Source organism: Streptomyces sp. NPDC059679, from assembly GCF_042734105.1.
Taxonomy (GTDB): domain Bacteria; phylum Actinomycetota; class Actinomycetes; order Streptomycetales; family Streptomycetaceae; genus Streptomyces.
Map to the genome: position 1 here is coordinate 13,431 of NZ_JBHWES010000089.1, position 16,152 is coordinate 29,582.

The 16,152-nt window shown below is 65.2% G+C and carries 12 protein-coding genes; 8 read left to right on the top strand and 4 right to left on the bottom strand.

Features of this window, described 5'->3' with window-relative positions; translation table 11 throughout:
- Nucleotides 1–253: 253 nt before the first annotated feature.
- Nucleotides 254–4,204, bottom strand: a complete 3,951-nt coding sequence (gene hrpA, locus ACFV2X_RS49600) for an ATP-dependent RNA helicase HrpA (protein WP_385629529.1) — start codon at nt 4,202–4,204, stop codon at nt 254–256.
- A gap of 111 nt (nt 4,205–4,315) precedes the next feature.
- Between hrpA and ACFV2X_RS49605 the strand changes: the two genes are divergently transcribed.
- Nucleotides 4,316–5,440 (top strand): ABC transporter permease, encoded by a 1,125-nt coding sequence (locus ACFV2X_RS49605; protein WP_385629532.1) that lies wholly within the window; start codon nt 4,316–4,318, stop codon nt 5,438–5,440.
- Nucleotides 5,441–5,528: 88 nt separating this feature from the next.
- Nucleotides 5,529–5,972, top strand: a complete 444-nt coding sequence (locus tag ACFV2X_RS49610) for an MscL family protein (protein ID WP_385629535.1) — start codon at nt 5,529–5,531, stop codon at nt 5,970–5,972.
- 231 nt (nt 5,973–6,203) lie between these two features.
- Here ACFV2X_RS49610 and ACFV2X_RS49615 read toward each other — a convergent pair whose 3' ends face one another.
- Both ACFV2X_RS49615 and ACFV2X_RS49620 read right to left on the bottom strand, forming a co-directional pair.
- The gene (locus ACFV2X_RS49615) at nt 6,204–6,464 is read right to left on the bottom strand and encodes a hypothetical protein (RefSeq protein ID WP_385629537.1); all 261 of its coding nucleotides are present in this window, start codon (nt 6,462–6,464) and stop codon (nt 6,204–6,206) included.
- A gap of 534 nt (nt 6,465–6,998) precedes the next feature.
- Entirely contained in the window at nt 6,999–7,580 is a 582-nt protein-coding gene (locus tag ACFV2X_RS49620; protein ID WP_385629539.1) for a hypothetical protein, read from the bottom strand.
- A 637-nt stretch (nt 7,581–8,217) separates the two neighbouring features.
- Between ACFV2X_RS49620 and ACFV2X_RS49625 the strand changes: the two genes are divergently transcribed.
- From ACFV2X_RS49625 to ACFV2X_RS49635, 3 genes are read left to right on the top strand one after another with little or no spacing between them, the layout of a single operon-like run.
- Entirely contained in the window at nt 8,218–9,420 is a 1,203-nt protein-coding gene (locus tag ACFV2X_RS49625) for a dsDNA nuclease domain-containing protein (RefSeq protein ID WP_385629541.1), read from the top strand.
- The gene (locus tag ACFV2X_RS49630; protein WP_385629543.1) at nt 9,420–9,941 is read left to right on the top strand and encodes a hypothetical protein; all 522 of its coding nucleotides are present in this window, start codon (nt 9,420–9,422) and stop codon (nt 9,939–9,941) included. Before ACFV2X_RS49625 ends, ACFV2X_RS49630 begins: the two co-directional genes overlap by 1 nt.
- The gene (locus ACFV2X_RS49635) at nt 9,941–11,839 is read left to right on the top strand and encodes an AAA family ATPase (RefSeq protein WP_385629545.1); all 1,899 of its coding nucleotides are present in this window, start codon (nt 9,941–9,943) and stop codon (nt 11,837–11,839) included. The genes ACFV2X_RS49630 and ACFV2X_RS49635 overlap by 1 nt, the downstream gene beginning before the upstream one ends.
- 352 nt (nt 11,840–12,191) lie before the next feature.
- On the opposite strand, the gene ACFV2X_RS49640 is transcribed toward ACFV2X_RS49635, so the two are convergent.
- A complete protein-coding gene (locus ACFV2X_RS49640; protein WP_385629548.1) occupies nt 12,192–12,926 on the bottom strand; it encodes a GntR family transcriptional regulator in 735 nt (244 codons plus the stop codon).
- Between the two features lie 238 nt (nt 12,927–13,164).
- Here ACFV2X_RS49640 and ACFV2X_RS49645 point away from each other — a divergent pair, with 238 nt between their 5' ends.
- The 3 genes from ACFV2X_RS49645 to ACFV2X_RS49655 are packed head-to-tail and all read left to right on the top strand — an operon-like array spanning nt 13,165 to nt 16,069.
- Nucleotides 13,165–13,440: a hypothetical protein gene (locus ACFV2X_RS49645; RefSeq protein WP_385629550.1), complete on the top strand. Its 276-nt coding sequence runs from the start codon at nt 13,165–13,167 to the stop codon at nt 13,438–13,440.
- Complete coding sequence (gene repSA / locus ACFV2X_RS49650) at nt 13,437–14,876, top strand: replication initiator protein RepSA (RefSeq protein WP_385629552.1); 1,440 nt, start codon at nt 13,437–13,439, stop codon at nt 14,874–14,876. Before ACFV2X_RS49645 ends, repSA begins: the two co-directional genes overlap by 4 nt.
- Nucleotides 14,855–16,069 (top strand): tyrosine-type recombinase/integrase, encoded by a 1,215-nt coding sequence (locus tag ACFV2X_RS49655; RefSeq protein ID WP_385629553.1) that lies wholly within the window; start codon nt 14,855–14,857, stop codon nt 16,067–16,069. The genes repSA and ACFV2X_RS49655 overlap by 22 nt, the downstream gene beginning before the upstream one ends.
- The last annotated feature ends 83 nt before the right edge of the window (nt 16,070–16,152 follow it).

The following is a 16,152-nucleotide window of genomic DNA, read 5'->3' on the forward strand; positions in this document are numbered from 1 at the left end:
TGCGGAGACAGACTCTACAGCAGGTCAGGGGGTGCGGTCGAACTCGCGCCCGGCGGCGGTACGGGGCGCTCAGCGGGGTGCCGTACGGGGCTCCGTACGGGGTGGGGCCAAGCCGCCCCGCCGAGGCCCGCAACGAGCCCTGGGGCGCCCGTAAAGGCGCCCCAGAGGCCGTCTGAGCGCCTTCCAGGGCTCCCGGCCCGGATTGGCCCGGGAGCCGCGCGCACGCTCCCTCACACCCGCTACGGCGCGTCCGCTACGGCGCGGCCGCGTCGATGGCCTTCACGATGCGCTTGTCGGAGATCGGATAGGCGGTGCCGAGGGCGTGCGCGAAATAGCTCACCCGCAGCTCCTCGATCATCCAGCGGATCTCCAGCGCCTCCTGAGGCACCGGCCGGCCCGCCGGGAACTGCTCCAGCAGCCAGGCGTATTCATCCCGCATCTCCTTGACCTTCGCCATCCGCGCGCGGTCCCGCTCGGCGTTGGTCGGGAGCTGCTGCAACCGCCGGTCGACGGCCACCAGATAGCGCATGAGATCCGGGAGGCGGCGCACCCCGTGCGCGGTCACGAAACCGGGCTTGATGAGCTCCGCCAGCTGCTCCTTGACGTCCGCGAGGGACGTCAGCAGCACGGGGCTCGTGGTGGCCTTCAGCCGCCGCTCACAGGACTGCCAGGCGGCCAGCACCTCCTGGACCTTCCGCACGGTGTCCAGCGTCGCGTCCATGATGTCGGCCCGGACCCCGTCGAAGAGCTTGCGGAAGCCCTCCTCGTCCCACGCCGGGCCGCCGCGCGCCGCGATCAGCCGGTCGGCGGAGGCGGCGACACAGTCCTCGAAGAGGGCCGGCACGCTGCCGTGCGGGCTGCGCGAGAGCGCCAGCTTGGCCTGGTTGGACAGCTGCCCCTGGGCGAACTTGGCCGGGCTCGCGGGCAGCCCCAGCAGGATCAGCCGGCGGGTGCCGCGCCACATCGCCTGCCGCTGCTCGGCCTCGGTGTCGAAGAGCCGTACGGCCACCGAGGCGCCCTCGTCCACGAGGGCCGGGTACGCCTTGACGGGCTGGCCCGCGCGGCGGGTCTCGAAGGTGCGCGGAAGGGTGCCGACCGACCACTGGGTGAGCCCGGTGCGCTGCTCGATGCCGCCGCCCTCTTTGGAGCTCTCGAAGGCTTTGGAGATGGCGGCCCGGGTCTTGGGCTTCAGCCGCTGCTTCAGCGCCTCGAGGTCCTTGTCCTCGGCGAGTTTGCGGCGCCGCTCGTCGACCACCCGGAAGGTGATCTTGAGGTGTCCCGGCACCTTGTCCGGGTCCCAGTCCTCCGGGTCGATCCGCACCCCCACCATCCGCTGCAGCTCGCGGGAGAGCGCGGCCGTCAGCGGCTCCTGGAGGGGGACCGTGGTGTCCAGGAATCGCTTGGCGTAGTTCGGCGCCGGGACGTAATTGCGGCGGATGGGCTTGGGCAGCGACCGGATCAGCTCGGTCACCAAGTCCTCGCGCAGCCCCGGGATCTGCCAGTCGAAGCCGTCCGGGGTGACCTGGTTGAGCACCTGCAGCGGAATGTGGACGGTGACGCCGTCCGCGTCCGTGCCCGGCTCGAACTGGTACGTCACCTTGAACTTGAGCTTCCCCTGGCGCCAGGAGTCCGGATAGGCGTCCTTGGTGACGCCCGCCGCCCGCTCGTTGATGAGCATCGACTTCTCGAAGTTGAGAAGCTCCGGCTCTTCCTGGCGTCTGTGCTTCCACCAGGAGTCGAAATGCGCCCCGGACACGATGTGTTCGGGCAGCCGCTGATCGTAGAAGTCGAACAGCGTCTCGTCGTCCACGAGGATGTCGCGCCGCCGGGCGCGGTGTTCCAGTTCCTCGACCTCGCCCAGCAGTTTGCGGTTGTCGTGGAAGAACTGGTGGTGCGTGCGCCAGTCGCCCTCCACCAGGGCATTGCGGATGAACAGATCCCGGCAGGTCTCCGGGTCGATCCGGCCGTAATTCACCTTCCGCTGGGCGACGATCGGCACGCCGTACAGCGTGACCCTCTCGTACGCCATCACGGCCGCCTGCTTCTGCTCCCAGTGGGGCTCGCTGTAGGTGCGCTTGACCAGATGCTGGGCGAGCGGTTCGATCCACTCCGGCTCGATCTTGGCGTTGACCCGCGCCCACAGCCGCGAGGTCTCCACGAGCTCGGCCGACATGACCCAGCGCGGCGGCTTCTTGAAGAGCGCCGAACCGGGGAAGACGGCGAACTTGGCGCTGCGCGCGCCCAGATACTCGTTCTTCCCTGCGTCCTTCCCGCCCTCCCCCCCGGCGTTCTTGAGGCCGAGGTGCGACAGCAGCCCCGCCAGCAGCGACGTATGGATGTGGTCCGGCGCCGCGTCCTGGTCGGACAGCTCGATGTCCATCGTCTTGGCGACCGTACGCAGCTGGCTGTAGATGTCCTGCCATTCGCGTATGCGCAGATAGTTCAGGAACTCCTGGCGGCACATCCGGCGGAACGCGGACGACGACAGCTCCTTCTGCCGCTCCCTGATGTACTTCCACAGGTTGAGGAAGGCCAGGAAGTCGCTGCTCTCGTCCTTGAAGCGGGCGTGCTGCTGATCGGCCTGTTGCTGCTTGTCGGCGGGCCGCTCGCGCGGGTCCTGGATGGACAGCGCCGCCGCGATCACCATGACCTCGCGGACACAGCCGTTGCGGTCGGCCTCCAGGACCATCCGGGCCAGCCGCGGGTCCACGGGCAGCTGGGCGAGTTTGCGCCCGACCGGGGTGAGCCGCTTGCGCGGGTCCTTCTCCGTGCCGTCCAGCGCGTGCAGCTCCTCCAGCAGCTGCACACCGTCCTTGATGTTGCGCCGGTCCGGCGGGTCGATGAACGGGAACTTCTCGATGTCCCCGAGCCCGGCGGCGGTCATCTGGAGGATGACGGAGGCCAGATTGGTCCGCAGGATCTCCGCGTCGGTGAACTCCGGGCGGGTCAGGAAGTCGTCCTCGGAGTACAGCCGGACGCAGATGCCGTCGCTGGTACGGCCGCAGCGGCCCTTGCGCTGATTGGCGCTGGCCTGGGAGATCGGCTCGATGGGCAGTCGCTGCACCTTGGTGCGGTGGCTGTAGCGGGAGATCCGGGCGCTGCCGGGGTCGATCACGTACCGGATGCCGGGGACGGTCAGCGAGGTCTCCGCCACGTTGGTGGCGAGGACGATCCGGCGGCCGGTGTGGCGCTGGAAGACCCGGTGCTGCTCGGCATGCGACAGCCGCGCGTACAGCGGCAGCACCTCGGTCGACCGCAGCTGCTTCTTGTTCAGCGCGTCGGCGGTGTCCCGGATCTCCCGCTCCCCGGAGAGGAAGACCAGGATGTCGCCGGGGCCCTCGGCCTGAAGCTCGTCCACGGCGTCGCAGATCGCGGTGATCTGGTCCCGGTCGCTGTCCTCGCCGCCCTCTTCGAGCAGCGGGCGGTAGCGCACCTCGACCGGGTACGTACGGCCGCTGACCTCGACGATCGGCGCGTCGCCGAAATGGCGGGAGAAGCGCTCCGGGTCGATGGTGGCGGAGGTGATCACGACCTTGAGGTCGGGGCGGCGGGGCAGCAGCTGGGCCAGATAGCCGAGCAGGAAGTCGATGTTGAGGCTGCGCTCATGGGCCTCGTCGATGATGATCGTGTCGTACTGGCGCAGCTCGCGGTCGGTCTGGATCTCGGCCAGCAGGATGCCGTCCGTCATCAGCTTGACGTGGGTGTCCTGGCTCACCTGGTCGGTGAACCGGACCTTCCAGCCGACGGACTCGCCCAGCGGCGACCGCAGCTCCTCGGCGATGCGCTCGGCGACCGTACGGGCCGCGATGCGGCGCGGCTGGGTATGGCCGATCAGGCCCTTGACGCCGCGGCCCAGCTCCAGACAGATCTTGGGGATCTGGGTGGTCTTGCCGGAGCCGGTCTCGCCCGCGACGATCACGACCTGGTGGTCCCTGACCGCGGCGAGGATGTCGTCCTTTTTCTGGCTGACCGGCAGCTCTTCGGGGTAGGTGACGGCGGGCACGGCGGCGCGGCGGTCGGCGACCCGCAGCTCCGCCCGCTCGATGTCATCGGCGATCTCGCCCAGCACGGCCGCGCGGCACTCGGGCTTACGGATCCGGCGCGTGCCGTCGAGCCGGCGCCCCAGCCGCTGCTGGTCGCGCAGCATCAGCTCGGGCAGCCGCTCCAGCAGGGCGGACAGGGCGGGGACAGGCGTGGTGGACATACGGGCTCCAGGATCTCACCTCTCGAAAACGGCTGGCGAACCTATTTCCGTCCTGTGTTGTCCAGGCCACGCCGAGAGGTATGTCCGCGATGTCCGTTCTAGCGTGACCTCATGGGCAACGAGGCGAGCGACGACAGGGCCGACGGGGGGAAGGACGGCGGACATGGGCGGGGCGAGGGCGGGCGGCGGGAACAGGCCCAGGGTGGGCGGCGGGAACAGGGGCACCGATCCTGGTGGTCGACTTTCAGACACTCTCCGTACTTCCCCGCGACGGTCGTCGTAGTGATCATCGCCGCGGGCGCGGGCCTCTTCGCCGGCTCGTACACCTACGCCTTCGCCAACCCCACCCCGCACCGCATCCCCACCGCCGTCGTGGTCCCCGGCACCCCTACCGAGAAGGCCTTCGTCGTCGGCATGGAGAAGGCCCTCGACGCCTCGCTCCGGCTGCATGTCTACCCCACCCACCAGCGCGCCCTGGAGGCCGTCGACCAGCAGACCGTCTTCGTGGTGCTCCGACCGCACGGCCGCGGCGTGGGCATGGACGTCTCCAGCGCCTCCGGCTCGTCGGTGGCCCAGGTGCTGACCGCGGCCGGGCCGAAGGTGGGGCGGGCGCTGGGGGTGCCGGTCCTGGTCAGGGACGTGAACCCGCTGCAGCCGGGCGATCCGCGCGGGCTCGCGATCTTCTATATCTCGCTCGCCGCGGTGGTCATCGGCTTCATCGGCGCCATCCAGCTGAGCGTGAACGCACGGTCCCTCGAACCGGCGGAGCGGATCGCCTTCACCATCGCGTACGCGCTGCTCGGCGGCTTCGCGATCGCGGCCATCGTGGACTGGGGCCTCGGCGCGGTCGACCTGCCCTTCGTGGAGTCCTGGATGATCCTGGCGCTGACGATGTTCACCTCCGGGATGGTCTTCTCCATGTTCAACGTCCTCTTCGGACGGTGGTCGCTCATCCCGACCTGGGGCCTGATGGTGCTCCTCGGCAACCCCTCCTCCGGCGGCGCGGTCTCCTGGCCCCTGCTGCCGTCCCTCCTCGGCCACATCGGCCGCTGGCTGCCCCCGGGCGCCTCCGTCAACGCGCAGCACACCGCGGTCTACTTCCGCGAGTACCAGCACGCCTTCCCGTTCCTGGTGCTGGCCGGATGGTCCCTGCTGAGCTGCGCGGTCTTCTGGACCTGGCGCCACCGCCACCCGGGGGGCCGCGAAACACCGGTACGCCGGCCCGATGACCGCTGACGGGCCGTAGCCGCTGGGGCGGCCGGGGGGTCTGCCACTCGGAGCAGTTCCGGTTGTCGGCCCATCCAAGATCGACTGTCCTGGGAGCATGCTCAAGGGCTTCAAGAACTTCCTGATGCGTGGCGACGTCATCGTCGTGGCGGTGGGGCTGATCGTCGCCCTGGCGTTCTCCACCTTGATCAAGTCGTTCACCGACAGCGTCATCAACCCGATCATCGCCCGCGCCCAAGGCGGCAAGTCGGCCGGCCTCGGCTGGCAGCTCGGCCAGACCGGGAACAAGGCCACCTACCTCGACGTCGGCTCGTTCATCTCCGCGCTGATCTACTTCCTCATCTTCATGGCGGTGGTCTACTTCCTGATCGTCGTGCCGTACAAGGCCGTCCAGGCCCGCCGCGGAATCACCGTGTTCGGCGATCCCACACCCGCCAAGACCTGCCCGGCCTGCCTCTCCGGCGACATCCCGATGGAGGCTTCCAAGTGCCGATACTGCGGAACCGAACAGCCCGCGAAGCCCGACCGGGCGGCCGGCTGACGGTCGGCGGGCCGATACGAGAACACCCCCTCCAGGAAACCCTGGAGGGGGTGTACGCCCTTGACGGGCTGCGGTGGCTGGGGCCGGGGTCGAACCGGCGACCTTCCGCTTTTCAGGCGAGTTGATCGCGCAGAGTGGATCACTCGTCGGGTCGGAAAAGGTCCAGGTTGACGGCCCGTGGTGTACCGCTGTTGACCGTGGTTGTCCGCCGCCGTTGCCGTCATACTGCCGTCAACTCTGGTCGGCTTCGTCCTCGTCTTCATCCCACTCGCCGTCCATCTCGGCGTACTCAGCGGTCGCTTCCGTCCACCGGTAGTCAAAGGTCATTCGGCTTCGGACTGTGCTGACGCTGCCTTCCAGCAACTCGGCCTTTGCCGCCTCAATGGCAGCGGGCACAGCCGCGTCGTAAGCGGCCTTGATGCGAGGGCCGTAGATCTTTCGGTCCCCCATCTCGAACTCCAGCGTCACAGTCAAGATCTTCTGCGTAGCCATGACGAAGCCCCCTCCAGTCGCGTACAGGCGATGCGTTTGGGTGATCTAAGCATTACTTGGTTGAACATGTGCCTAGTTCCCCAGAAAAGGTCGACAGAGTGACTTTGGGTGGCGTCCTGCCCGGTCTGGGGCCGAGCATGATCAGGGGCCGTACGCTGGCCAGCAACTCGGGCAGGCTTGTCCCCTGCCCGCAAATGTGTCCGAGTGGCCCTCGGGGGCGTTGCCTTCAGACTGCCGTCAGGCGACCAACTTCATCCCGAAACTACGGGTGGGACAGTCGTTGAAGTCTGTTGGGCTGGTCAGTTGGTCGGCTGGGGTCGGTGTCGGTCGACCTTGGTTAGCACTTGCTGACCACCGCTTTAGGAGTTCGATCAAGGGCTCGTTCCTGCCCAAGCAGGATCGATCCAGCAGAGCATGGGGTGGCCACGTGAGTGCGCCCGTCTCTGCTGTTGTCCGCTGTCGTTGATGTCAGCGATGGATGTCAGCCGCGCGTCCCAGGCACTCTCGGTGCTGCGCCAGTCCTCTTGGGGCTGATCAGTCCAGGAAGTAGGACCAAAACGGGATCGTGGCGTACTGGTGGTGTTCCGGTGTCGGCACCGGGCGACCGAATTCGTGATGGAAGTAGTCGGCCAGGTCGGTGCCGTAGCAGATGATGTCCGTCTGATGCATCGACAACACCGGCGTGCCCGTGCGCTCTGGGTCAGCCAGCAGATACCGGTGGGAGTGGATCGGCACCATCACTGGGACCTTGGCCAAGTAGGTGCGAGCCATCTCCAAGGCGTCTGGGGTGCTCGCCGGCCGCAGATCCCACTCCGGATGCCAGAAGCTGTTGTGCTCCACGTCGAACAACACGCCGTTGATCGGCCAGGCCAACCGCTCCGCCAGGTCCTCCGTATCACCGTCCCGCCAGTCGGGCCAGCTACGGCTACCCGTCGGCAGTCCTGCACCCAGCAGCGTCCGGTGCTCCGGAGCGAAACGGAACCCCCAGTGTTCCTCGACCTGGTCGAGCTCCCGCTCACTCATGCCTCGCTTGATCTCGACTCGGGCAGAGAGCATGGCGAGCAACCCTTGGGCATCTTCTGAGGTCAGCGGGTTCTGGGGGCTGATCGAAGTCATACGTGGAACGGTAGGCCACCCGGGGGGACCGTAGGCAGGGGGATATCGCCGCGACCTCAGCTTGGGAATCACGGGTACTTGGGCGGGGATGCGGGTGCTGACCTGCGAGAACGCCGCTTGGCGGTCATCGTGAGCGGACGCCGTATCGCCGCTGTTGACCGTGGTTGACCGCCCGTTCTGGTGCGCATCTGGTGCGGTCCTGATCTTGGTTTGCTGGCCAGCTCCGGAGCACTGCCGCTCTGGAGAACCTGTACAGCCACAACTGATCATGCGAGGCCGTGAGCTGCGGCCGTCCACTTGATCAACGTTCTGAAGTGCGGTGCAACTGTCGCCAGTTGGCAGCGCTGGTCACCAACGAGCGCCCTTCCACGGCCCCAGGACGGCCCGGGAGGGCGCTTGTGCGTGTGGGCACCGTATTGAGGGCTCGCCTGAGAAAGTGCCTGAGCGCCATCAGCCAGCGAAGCGAAGATCCGGTAGCGGTACTGGCGAGCACCGTCGTCTGGCGTCGTCGATGTCAGCACTGGATGCCAGGAGCCACTCACCCGCGGCGACGAGGTGCATGATGACCTCTAGCGTTGCTCAGCGTGATCGCGTAGCTTCGCTTGCAGCATGTCGATGAGGGGGGCACACATTGGACGTGCCATGGGAAGTCTTACACGAGCCTGAGGAAGATAGTGGCAGTGAGACAGCAGATAGATACGAATATCAGTATCAAGTAGTGGCTCGCCATTGCTGCCACTTCGATGCAGGCGACCTGTTGTGGATTCTTTGCGAGTGGCATACCGACTACATCATGGCGTTTTCGGGAAACCGATACGTTCTTGTGAGCGTTAAGCACAGAGAGCTAAGCCAGGGGCACTGGACTCTCAGACGGCTTTGTGATGATGGCGGGCTTGCGACTCTATGTGCCCGTTGGCGAGAATGTCACAAGCCTCACCAAACACGCCTCGCGACGAATGCATCCCTGGACCGCGAATCTGCACGTTTGGCGAAAGCGTGCGCAAGTGGAGATTTGGCTTCCCTTAGAGTTTTCGCTAGGGATCTTCAGCAGAACTTGGATTGCGCTACAGAAGAGGAAGCTCTCGAATTTCTCACGTCACTCAGAATCGAGTGTGAGCTACCTTCGCGTAGACATATAAGGGCGCATAACATCGAGACCTATGTTCGTCCCATGCTGAGACGGTCAACGGGCCGTAGGTTCGATGGGCCGACTGTCTACGATGCCGTTGTCGAGGTGGTGAGGCAGGCAGCGCGAGCGGTTGACAATGATAGGGATCACGCCTGGGCGTTGTCGACGTACGATGCGTTGGATTCCGAAACGCTGCTGGAGCGGGATCTGCAGAGCCGCTTGATCGACAAAGAAAGAATCGAAGCAAAGATTCAGGGAATCCCACCTAAAGGGCCTGTCCTGCTTCAAGCAGATCACACTGGTGAGACTCTAGCGGAGACTAGGCTTTCGAAGAAGTTGCGGCGCGGTGGAATAGGTGAGACGGGTATCCATGCAGCGCGACGGACTAGACGATCCTGGGCGACATTCGCAGCCCAATACACCGCCCCTCTTCCGCACGAAGACGACTTGGTCGACGATCTCACTACGAGAGTATTACATGAGGCAGGACTCGCGGAGGCTGAAGTTTGGACGGATGGCGAGGGTTCCTACGGCCGTAAGATGCTGTCTCTTCTAAATGAGAGATTGAGGCCGGAAAATCTCGGAATTACGCCCGGGGTGCACGTCGACCGTCTGCACTTGCTCGGCCTTGTCTACCAACTCACTGATGAATGCAAGGTGTGGTGGTCGCCCGAGTTTGATGTAGACGTAGAAGGTGAGGAGGCGGGCTAATGAGAGCGGATGACGTTACGGACTACCATCTGGCTCGCCTTCTGATTTTGATTTCGTATTTTGGGCGCCCCGGTTCCAACGGACTAGATGGCTTGACGAAATTGGCCAAGCTTGATTTTTTGCTCCGTTATCCGAGTTTTACAGACAGGCTATTGGCAAGCCGAAACGCCAACTGGCCTCTGGGGTGCGAGCCCAGCAGTGATGAACTGCAAGCGGTTGAAAGCAGGATGATCCGGTACAAGTACGGACCGTGGGACAACCGCTATTATCCACTACTTGGTCAACTCGTAGGGTGCGGGCTAGCTGAGACCGTCAAGGGGCGCGGCCGAGTCGCTATTCGGCTCACCGAATCGGGTGCTGGCTTAGCTGACGGCCTTGCACACAGTGAAGAGTGGCGTGTTTACGCGGGGCGCTCTGAGATGTTGAGTAAACGCTTCAATCTAACCGGCAATGCGCTTAAGAAAATGATCTACGAGTCGCTCCCTGAGGCCGTTGACATTCCACATTGGGGGGAAATCTAATGGCATTATTGATTCGAATCAAGAATGTCACCATTAGGACTTCAACTCATCAAGCCATTTATCCCTTCAATGGTCCCCTCACCTTCATTACTGGCAGTATCGGTGTGGGAAAGAGTAGCCTCCTGGAGCTCCTCAAATATGGACTCGGGGGATCGGCCAAGCTCATGCCGGCCATCAAGGCTAATGTCCAGATAGTGGAGGTGAATGCCGACTTTGCGGGTCGCTCCTACCGATTTATTCGTGAGATGGGTGACACGAAAATAGATGTTCTGGACGTCGAGTCAGGGGAGATCGTAGGCCCTTGGTCGGTAACAAATCGCAAATACATGCCTAAGGTGAGCCAGCAATTTCTTGCTATTCTCGGCCTTCCGGCAGATTTGAGAATCCCGCGACGTCGGGTGAAACCCACCAGCGACACGGTTGGTGTGAGCTTCTTTGATCTATATCGCTACATCTATCTCGGTCAGAATGAGATCGATACAAGTGTCGTTGGGCATGCCGATAGGAATCTAGACAACAAGAGGCGAGCCGTATTTGAGTTGTTGTACGGGCTCAACTCGCCGGAACTGGTCAGCTTGGCGGTTAGGAAGGGGGAATGGCTAGATAAAGAGAAAAGCTTGCGCAGCGGTGCGGAGGCCGTAAAAGATTTCCTTCTTCAGGCAAATGAACCTGACATGGATCGGCTTCAACGGATGGAAATAGAGGCCAATGAACAACTGGAAATTGCTCGCGACCTGCTGAACACCGTCCGCAACGACAGCGAATCTCTGATCCTCGCGCAGCGTGCTCTAAGAGATCGTGTAAGCACTCTTCGTGCTGAGCTTACGGAGTTGTCGGCAGGTGCCGATGCGGTCGAGGCAGACATCTACAAGAGTCAGTCGCTTCTGGCCCAATTGAATCTAGAGCAACAGGCATTGAGTAGGGCAGACGTCGCACGACATGCGCTAAGCGGACTGGAATTCTCCGTATGCCCTCGCTGTATGCAGGATGTAACCCGGCGAGCCGTACCGTCAGACTGTTGCACCGTGTGTTTGCAGCCCGAGGAGCGCGTAGAGGAGGACTTCGGCGGCGAGGCAAAAAGGTTGGCCAGTCAAATCGCTGAGACGAAGAAGCTTCTTTCTGAAGATGAGCGCGAAATGGAAGTACGTCGCACTGCAAGGCGAGTTGTTGAAACCAATCTTGCAGAGGCTACGATGGAGCTTGATCGCAGCACTGCGGAGTTGATTACTCCAAGGCTGGAAGAGGTTCAGTCGCTCTCGATGCAAATCGCTCGGCTTGAGGCCCAGCTTGAACAGCTGCAAGCTTCGAGCGCTCGCTGGAGTAACTACAAACTCTCGCTAGAAGAAGCAGACGAGGCCCGGCGTAAGGCTGGGGAGCTGGATTCCAAGGAGCAGGAACTCCAGGAAGAGTTGGCTGCAAACAGAGTCCGCCTAGATGAGCTGGCCGAGGTCTTTGATGCGACCGTCCGCAGCCTTCGTTTGCCGTGGTATCAGAGCGCAGATATTGATCGAGAGACCTACATGCCGGTCGTAAACAACGGGCAATTTGACGATCTGTCTGTTGGTGGTGCCAGGAAGACAATAGTCAATCTGGCGTACCACTTGGCTAATCTTCAGTATGCTCTTGAAAACGACTTGGCTTACCCTGGACTATTGATCGTTGATAGTCCGCGAAAGAACGTTGGGCAGACGGCGGAAGACTCTGCGGTCGCTGATGAGGTATACAAATCTTTCGGGCGCCTAGTTGAGGAATTCGGTGAGCGAATTCAATTGATCGTTGCCGATAACAGTATCCCCGAATTTGCGGGTGAGATGTACCCTGAGTTGCACTTCTCTTACGACAATCCTGTTGTGCCGGGTGCTCCACACCCAGGCGAAGGCGTCGAGCGACTTCGTTAGCGCAGAGGTCGGTGGAGCGGCTTTGGGCTGGAGCTGCTTTGGGGCGAGAGATCATGGCCCCGTAAGCTTGCGGCGCGTCGGGCAGGTAGTGGACCTGCCCGGTAAAGCACGACGTTGGGGCCATGATCTTAGAGGCTCGCCCCAAAGTGGCTGCCTAAAGCCGTGGAGCCGACCGCCCCAGCCACGACGTACCCCTTCTCTGAGGTCAGGCGGCTGATCGCTGAGTGCGCGGCACGGGCGGCGGCCGGGCTGGAGCGGGGCGTAGACGGGAGCGCAGGCCCGGCCGGGGGCCGGGCCGCGCGCGGCGAGCGGATGCGAGCCGCCTTGATGAGGTAGAGCAATCCGTAACAGCTCAGCTGCTGAGGCGGTACTCCAGCACGTACGAACCGGCGTCCAAGAGCATCTGGTTGACCTCCACGGGGCGCTCATCCTCGGTGAAGGCGGTGCGGCAGATCTCCAGCACGGGCGTGCCTGCGGCCAGGTTCAGAGCGGCGCGCTCCTCCTCGCTCGGCATCCGCGCCCGCAACTCCTCGGCGAAGTTGACCGGTTCCGCTCCCAGCTCGGCCAAGCGGGCGTAGATGCCTCCGGGGCCCGGGTTGGGCTCGGTGATCGCCGTTCCTCGCACCAGGTCGGCCGGTAGGTAGGAGGTTGCGATCTGTACTGGGCGGTCCTCGACGGCGTACTTCCGGCTGCGCACGATGACAGGAGCGCCGGGTTCGAGGTTGAGCAGACGCCCGATCTGGTGTGGGGCCTCGGCCTCGTAGACCTGGACGTCGGTAGCCAGCGGGCGCCGGTCGACGTCGGCGGCCCAGATGGAGTGACCCGATGCCCAGCGAGCCTTGGACAGGCGGTCATTCGCCACTCGCCGGATCGGCCGGAACTCCCTGACGTAGGTACCGGAGCCGGGGCGGGCGTAGGCGAGGCCCTCGGTCACGAGGATCTTGAGGGCCTGGTTGGCGGTCATCTTGGCGACGCCGTAGGTCCGCACGAGCGAGGGTTCACCGGGCAGCCGATCGCCCGGCTGTAGGTCACCGGATTCGATCCGCGCCCGGAGATCGTCGGCGATCTGCCGCGCAGTCTCGGGCATTGTCTCTCCACTCCTCGAGGCTCCCTAGGGTGGTCAGCCTACCCGCCACCCCCTGCCGGTCGCACGAACGCATACCCGATCACTCACCCCGCTCACGTCCATCCGCAGGTCCCGTTGACATCCCTAGGGAGGTCTGGAATAAATCTCCCTAGGGAGGTGAAGACTCCCTGAAGAAGGGCGGCGCCCCTACCGCCAAGCAGATGCGCCGCCCAACCCCTCTTCCAAGGGAGCCTCCATCATGCCTGTCTCGCTGACCCACCCCGACCGCCCGACCGGGGTCTCGGCGCCGAAGATCGTTCGCCGTTCCGTCCGCACCTGCCCGGTCTGCGGAAAGGCGCGCTGCCAGGATCAGGCCGCCTGCCGTGCGGCCTACGGCACCACCGAGTGGCTGGAGTGCCCCGCCTGCGCGGGCAGCGGCTACGACACCACCGGCTTCCAGCTCTACTGCCCCGACTGCGACGGTGCGAAGGTCCTGGAAGTCGAGATCATCGACACCCCGGGGGTGGGCGAGTGACGGCCTTCCCCATAGCCCCTGAGGCCGTGGCCGGTGCTGCCGCCGCCGTGGGCACCGACCCGGTGACCCTGGCTGACCTGCTGCGGGTCGCCTCGGCCCCCGGGTTCGACCGCTGGCGCGAGCAGGTTCGCCGTACGGGCGGCTGCTCCGACCCGATCCACCTGTCCGGTACGTCCGTCACCCGTGACGCACGGACCGGGGACGTCCTCGACTCGTATTCCACGGCCGAGGAGCCGGGCGGCCGTCTGCGGGTGGCCTGCGGGAACCGGCGGGCCTCCCGCTGTCCCTCGTGCGCCTGGACGTACGCGGGGGACGCGTACCACCTGATACGGGCCGGGCTCACCGGGGACCCGCGCATGGGCATCCCCGACGGCGTACGCGTCCACCCGGGCGTGTTCGCCACCCTGACCGCGCCCTCCTTCGGCTCGGTCCACAACCGCCCCGAAACGGGCCGCTGCCGCTGCGGTGCCGTCCACGCCGACGACGCCCCCGAGCTCGGCACGGCGCTGGATCCGGACACGTACGACTACGCCGGGGCCGTCCTCTGGAACAACCACGCCGGTGACCTCTGGCGCCGGTTCACGATCTACCTGCGCCGGGAGATCGCCGCCCGTGCCGGGATCACCCACGCCACGCTGCGGGAGGTCTGCCGAATCTCCTTCGGCAAGGTCGCCGAGTTCCAGAAGCGGCGCGCGATCCACTTTCACGCCATCGTCCGCATGGACGGCCCGGCCGGTCCCGACGACATCCCGCCCGCGTGGGCGAGTACCGGTTTGCTCGGCGACGCGATCCGTGCCGCCGCCACCCGCGTCCGCGTCCTGGTCCCGGTCGCCGGGGACGTCCCGGCGCGCGTTCTGAGCTGGGGCTCGCAGGTGGACGTCCGCGCGATCGGCGCCGACGGCCAGGAACTCACCGAGCAGGCCGTAGCCGCGTACGTGGCGAAGTACGCCACCAAGGCGGCCGAGTCCACCGGCACCATGGACCGCCGTGTCGGGGAGCTCTCGGAGCTCGACAAGCTTCCCGGCGTGCCGGACCACACCCGGCGCCTCATTCGCGCCTGTCATGACCTCGATGAGCACTACCCGGACCGCAAGCTTTGGGCCTGGGCCCACATGCTCGGCTTCCGCGGGCACTTCCTCACCAAGTCCCGGCACTACTCCTCGACCTTCGCTGAGCGTCGCCAGGTCCGCGCCGACTTCCGCGCCCGCCAAGAGTGCCGGGAGAGGGGCCTGCCCGAGGACCCCGCCGACGCGGAGGGCTCCACGATCGTGCTCGCCCACTTGACCTATGCCGGGCACGGCCACACACCCGGTGAATCCTGGCTCGCGGCCTCCATCGCCCGTGACATCCGCCTGAACCGTGAGACCGCCCGCGAAGTACTGACCGACCTCGACCGAGAAGGAGACGACCGGGCATGGGCCGCCGAAGCCGCCTGAACGGCGAAGGAACGATCACCCACCGCAAGGACGGCCGTTGGGAAGCCGCAGCCTACGTGCCGACCTCGGCGGGCACTCTCAAGCGCAAGCGGCAGTACGGGCGGACCCGCGCCGAAGCGCACGCCAAGCTCGTGCAGATGCTGGAGCAGGCGAACCGGGGAATCCCGGTCGCCGACAAGTCCTGGACGGTCGGGGCCTACCTCGCGTACTGGATCGAGCATGTGGTCACCCCTCGTCGGCGGCCCAAGACCGTGCTGGCCTACGAGTCGGCGGTCCGGCTCTACCTTGTCCCTCTGGTCGGCACCAAGCGGCTTGAGCGGCTGGCGCCCCGTGACGTGCTGGCCCTCCTCGGTCGCCTGCGTGAGCTGTGCCTCTGCTGCGCCCGGAAGCTCGACGCCCGACGCCCCGAAGAGGTCCAGTGCTGCTCGCGCGATCGGTGCTGCGGCCGGCGCCTGTCCGCCCGCATGGTCCAGCTTGTTCACGCCGTGCTGCGCAACGCCCTCCAGAACGCCGTACGGGAGGAACTGGTGGCGCGGAATGTCGCCAAGCTGGTCCAGGTGGAGGGGCCCACCTACGCGCGTGGCCAGGGGCTCGAACCTGTGGCGGCCCGTGGCCTGTTGGCCACGGTGAAGGAGGATCGGCTCTACGCGCTGTACCTCCTCGCCCTGACCCTCGGACTCCGCAAGGGCGAGCTGCTGGGGTTGCGCTGGGACGCGGTGGACCTGGAGAAGGGCGAGCTGTCCGTCACCCGGTCGCTTCAGCGGATCAAGGGGGAGTTGGTGTCGGCCCAGCCCAAGACGCGGTACTCGTGCCGGACGATCCCGCTGCCGCCCTTCGTCCTGGACGCCCTCCGGGATCGGCGCGAGCAGCAGCACGAAGAACACGCCTCCTGCGGTGACGAGTGGCTGAACACGGGCTACGTCTTCACGACGGCCGTGGGCTCACCCATGGACCCGCGCAATCTGAACCGCCACTGGTACGCGACGCGGAAGCGCACCGGCCTGGACGGCTACCGCTTCCATGATCTGCGTCACTCTTTTGTCTCGCTGCTCCTGGACCTCGGGGCCGCCCCGCACATCGTGCGGGAGATCGCCGGGCACAGTGATCTTCAGGTGACGCTCGGCGTGTACGCCCACGCGTCGGCGGAGGAGAAACGGAAGGCATTGACCCAGCTCAGCGAGCTTTTCCAGTGAGCCGCGCCGCCGCGCTGCCGTCGTACTGCCGTCAGGACGACAACGAAAGGCCCCTGTCGATGATCTCGACAGGGGCCTTTTCG

Excerpts from the sequence above, each read along its gene's own strand:
- ACFV2X_RS49640 (WP_385629548.1), bottom strand. The coding sequence starts at position 12,926 with ATGCCCGAGACTGCGCGGCAGATCGCCGACGATCTCCGGGCGCGGATC.
- ACFV2X_RS49630 (WP_385629543.1), top strand. The coding sequence starts at position 9,420 with ATGAGAGCGGATGACGTTACGGACTACCATCTGGCTCGCCTTCTGATT.
- ACFV2X_RS49655 (WP_385629553.1), top strand. The coding sequence starts at position 14,855 with ATGGGCCGCCGAAGCCGCCTGAACGGCGAAGGAACGATCACCCACCGC.
- ACFV2X_RS49620 (WP_385629539.1), bottom strand. The coding sequence starts at position 7,580 with ATGACTTCGATCAGCCCCCAGAACCCGCTGACCTCAGAAGATGCCCAA.
- ACFV2X_RS49635 (WP_385629545.1), top strand. The coding sequence starts at position 9,941 with ATGGCATTATTGATTCGAATCAAGAATGTCACCATTAGGACTTCAACT.
- hrpA (WP_385629529.1), bottom strand. The coding sequence starts at position 4,204 with ATGTCCACCACGCCTGTCCCCGCCCTGTCCGCCCTGCTGGAGCGGCTG.
- ACFV2X_RS49615 (WP_385629537.1), bottom strand. The coding sequence starts at position 6,464 with ATGGCTACGCAGAAGATCTTGACTGTGACGCTGGAGTTCGAGATGGGG.
- ACFV2X_RS49610 (WP_385629535.1), top strand. The coding sequence starts at position 5,529 with ATGCTCAAGGGCTTCAAGAACTTCCTGATGCGTGGCGACGTCATCGTC.
- ACFV2X_RS49645 (WP_385629550.1), top strand. The coding sequence starts at position 13,165 with ATGCCTGTCTCGCTGACCCACCCCGACCGCCCGACCGGGGTCTCGGCG.
- ACFV2X_RS49605 (WP_385629532.1), top strand. The coding sequence starts at position 4,316 with ATGGGCAACGAGGCGAGCGACGACAGGGCCGACGGGGGGAAGGACGGC.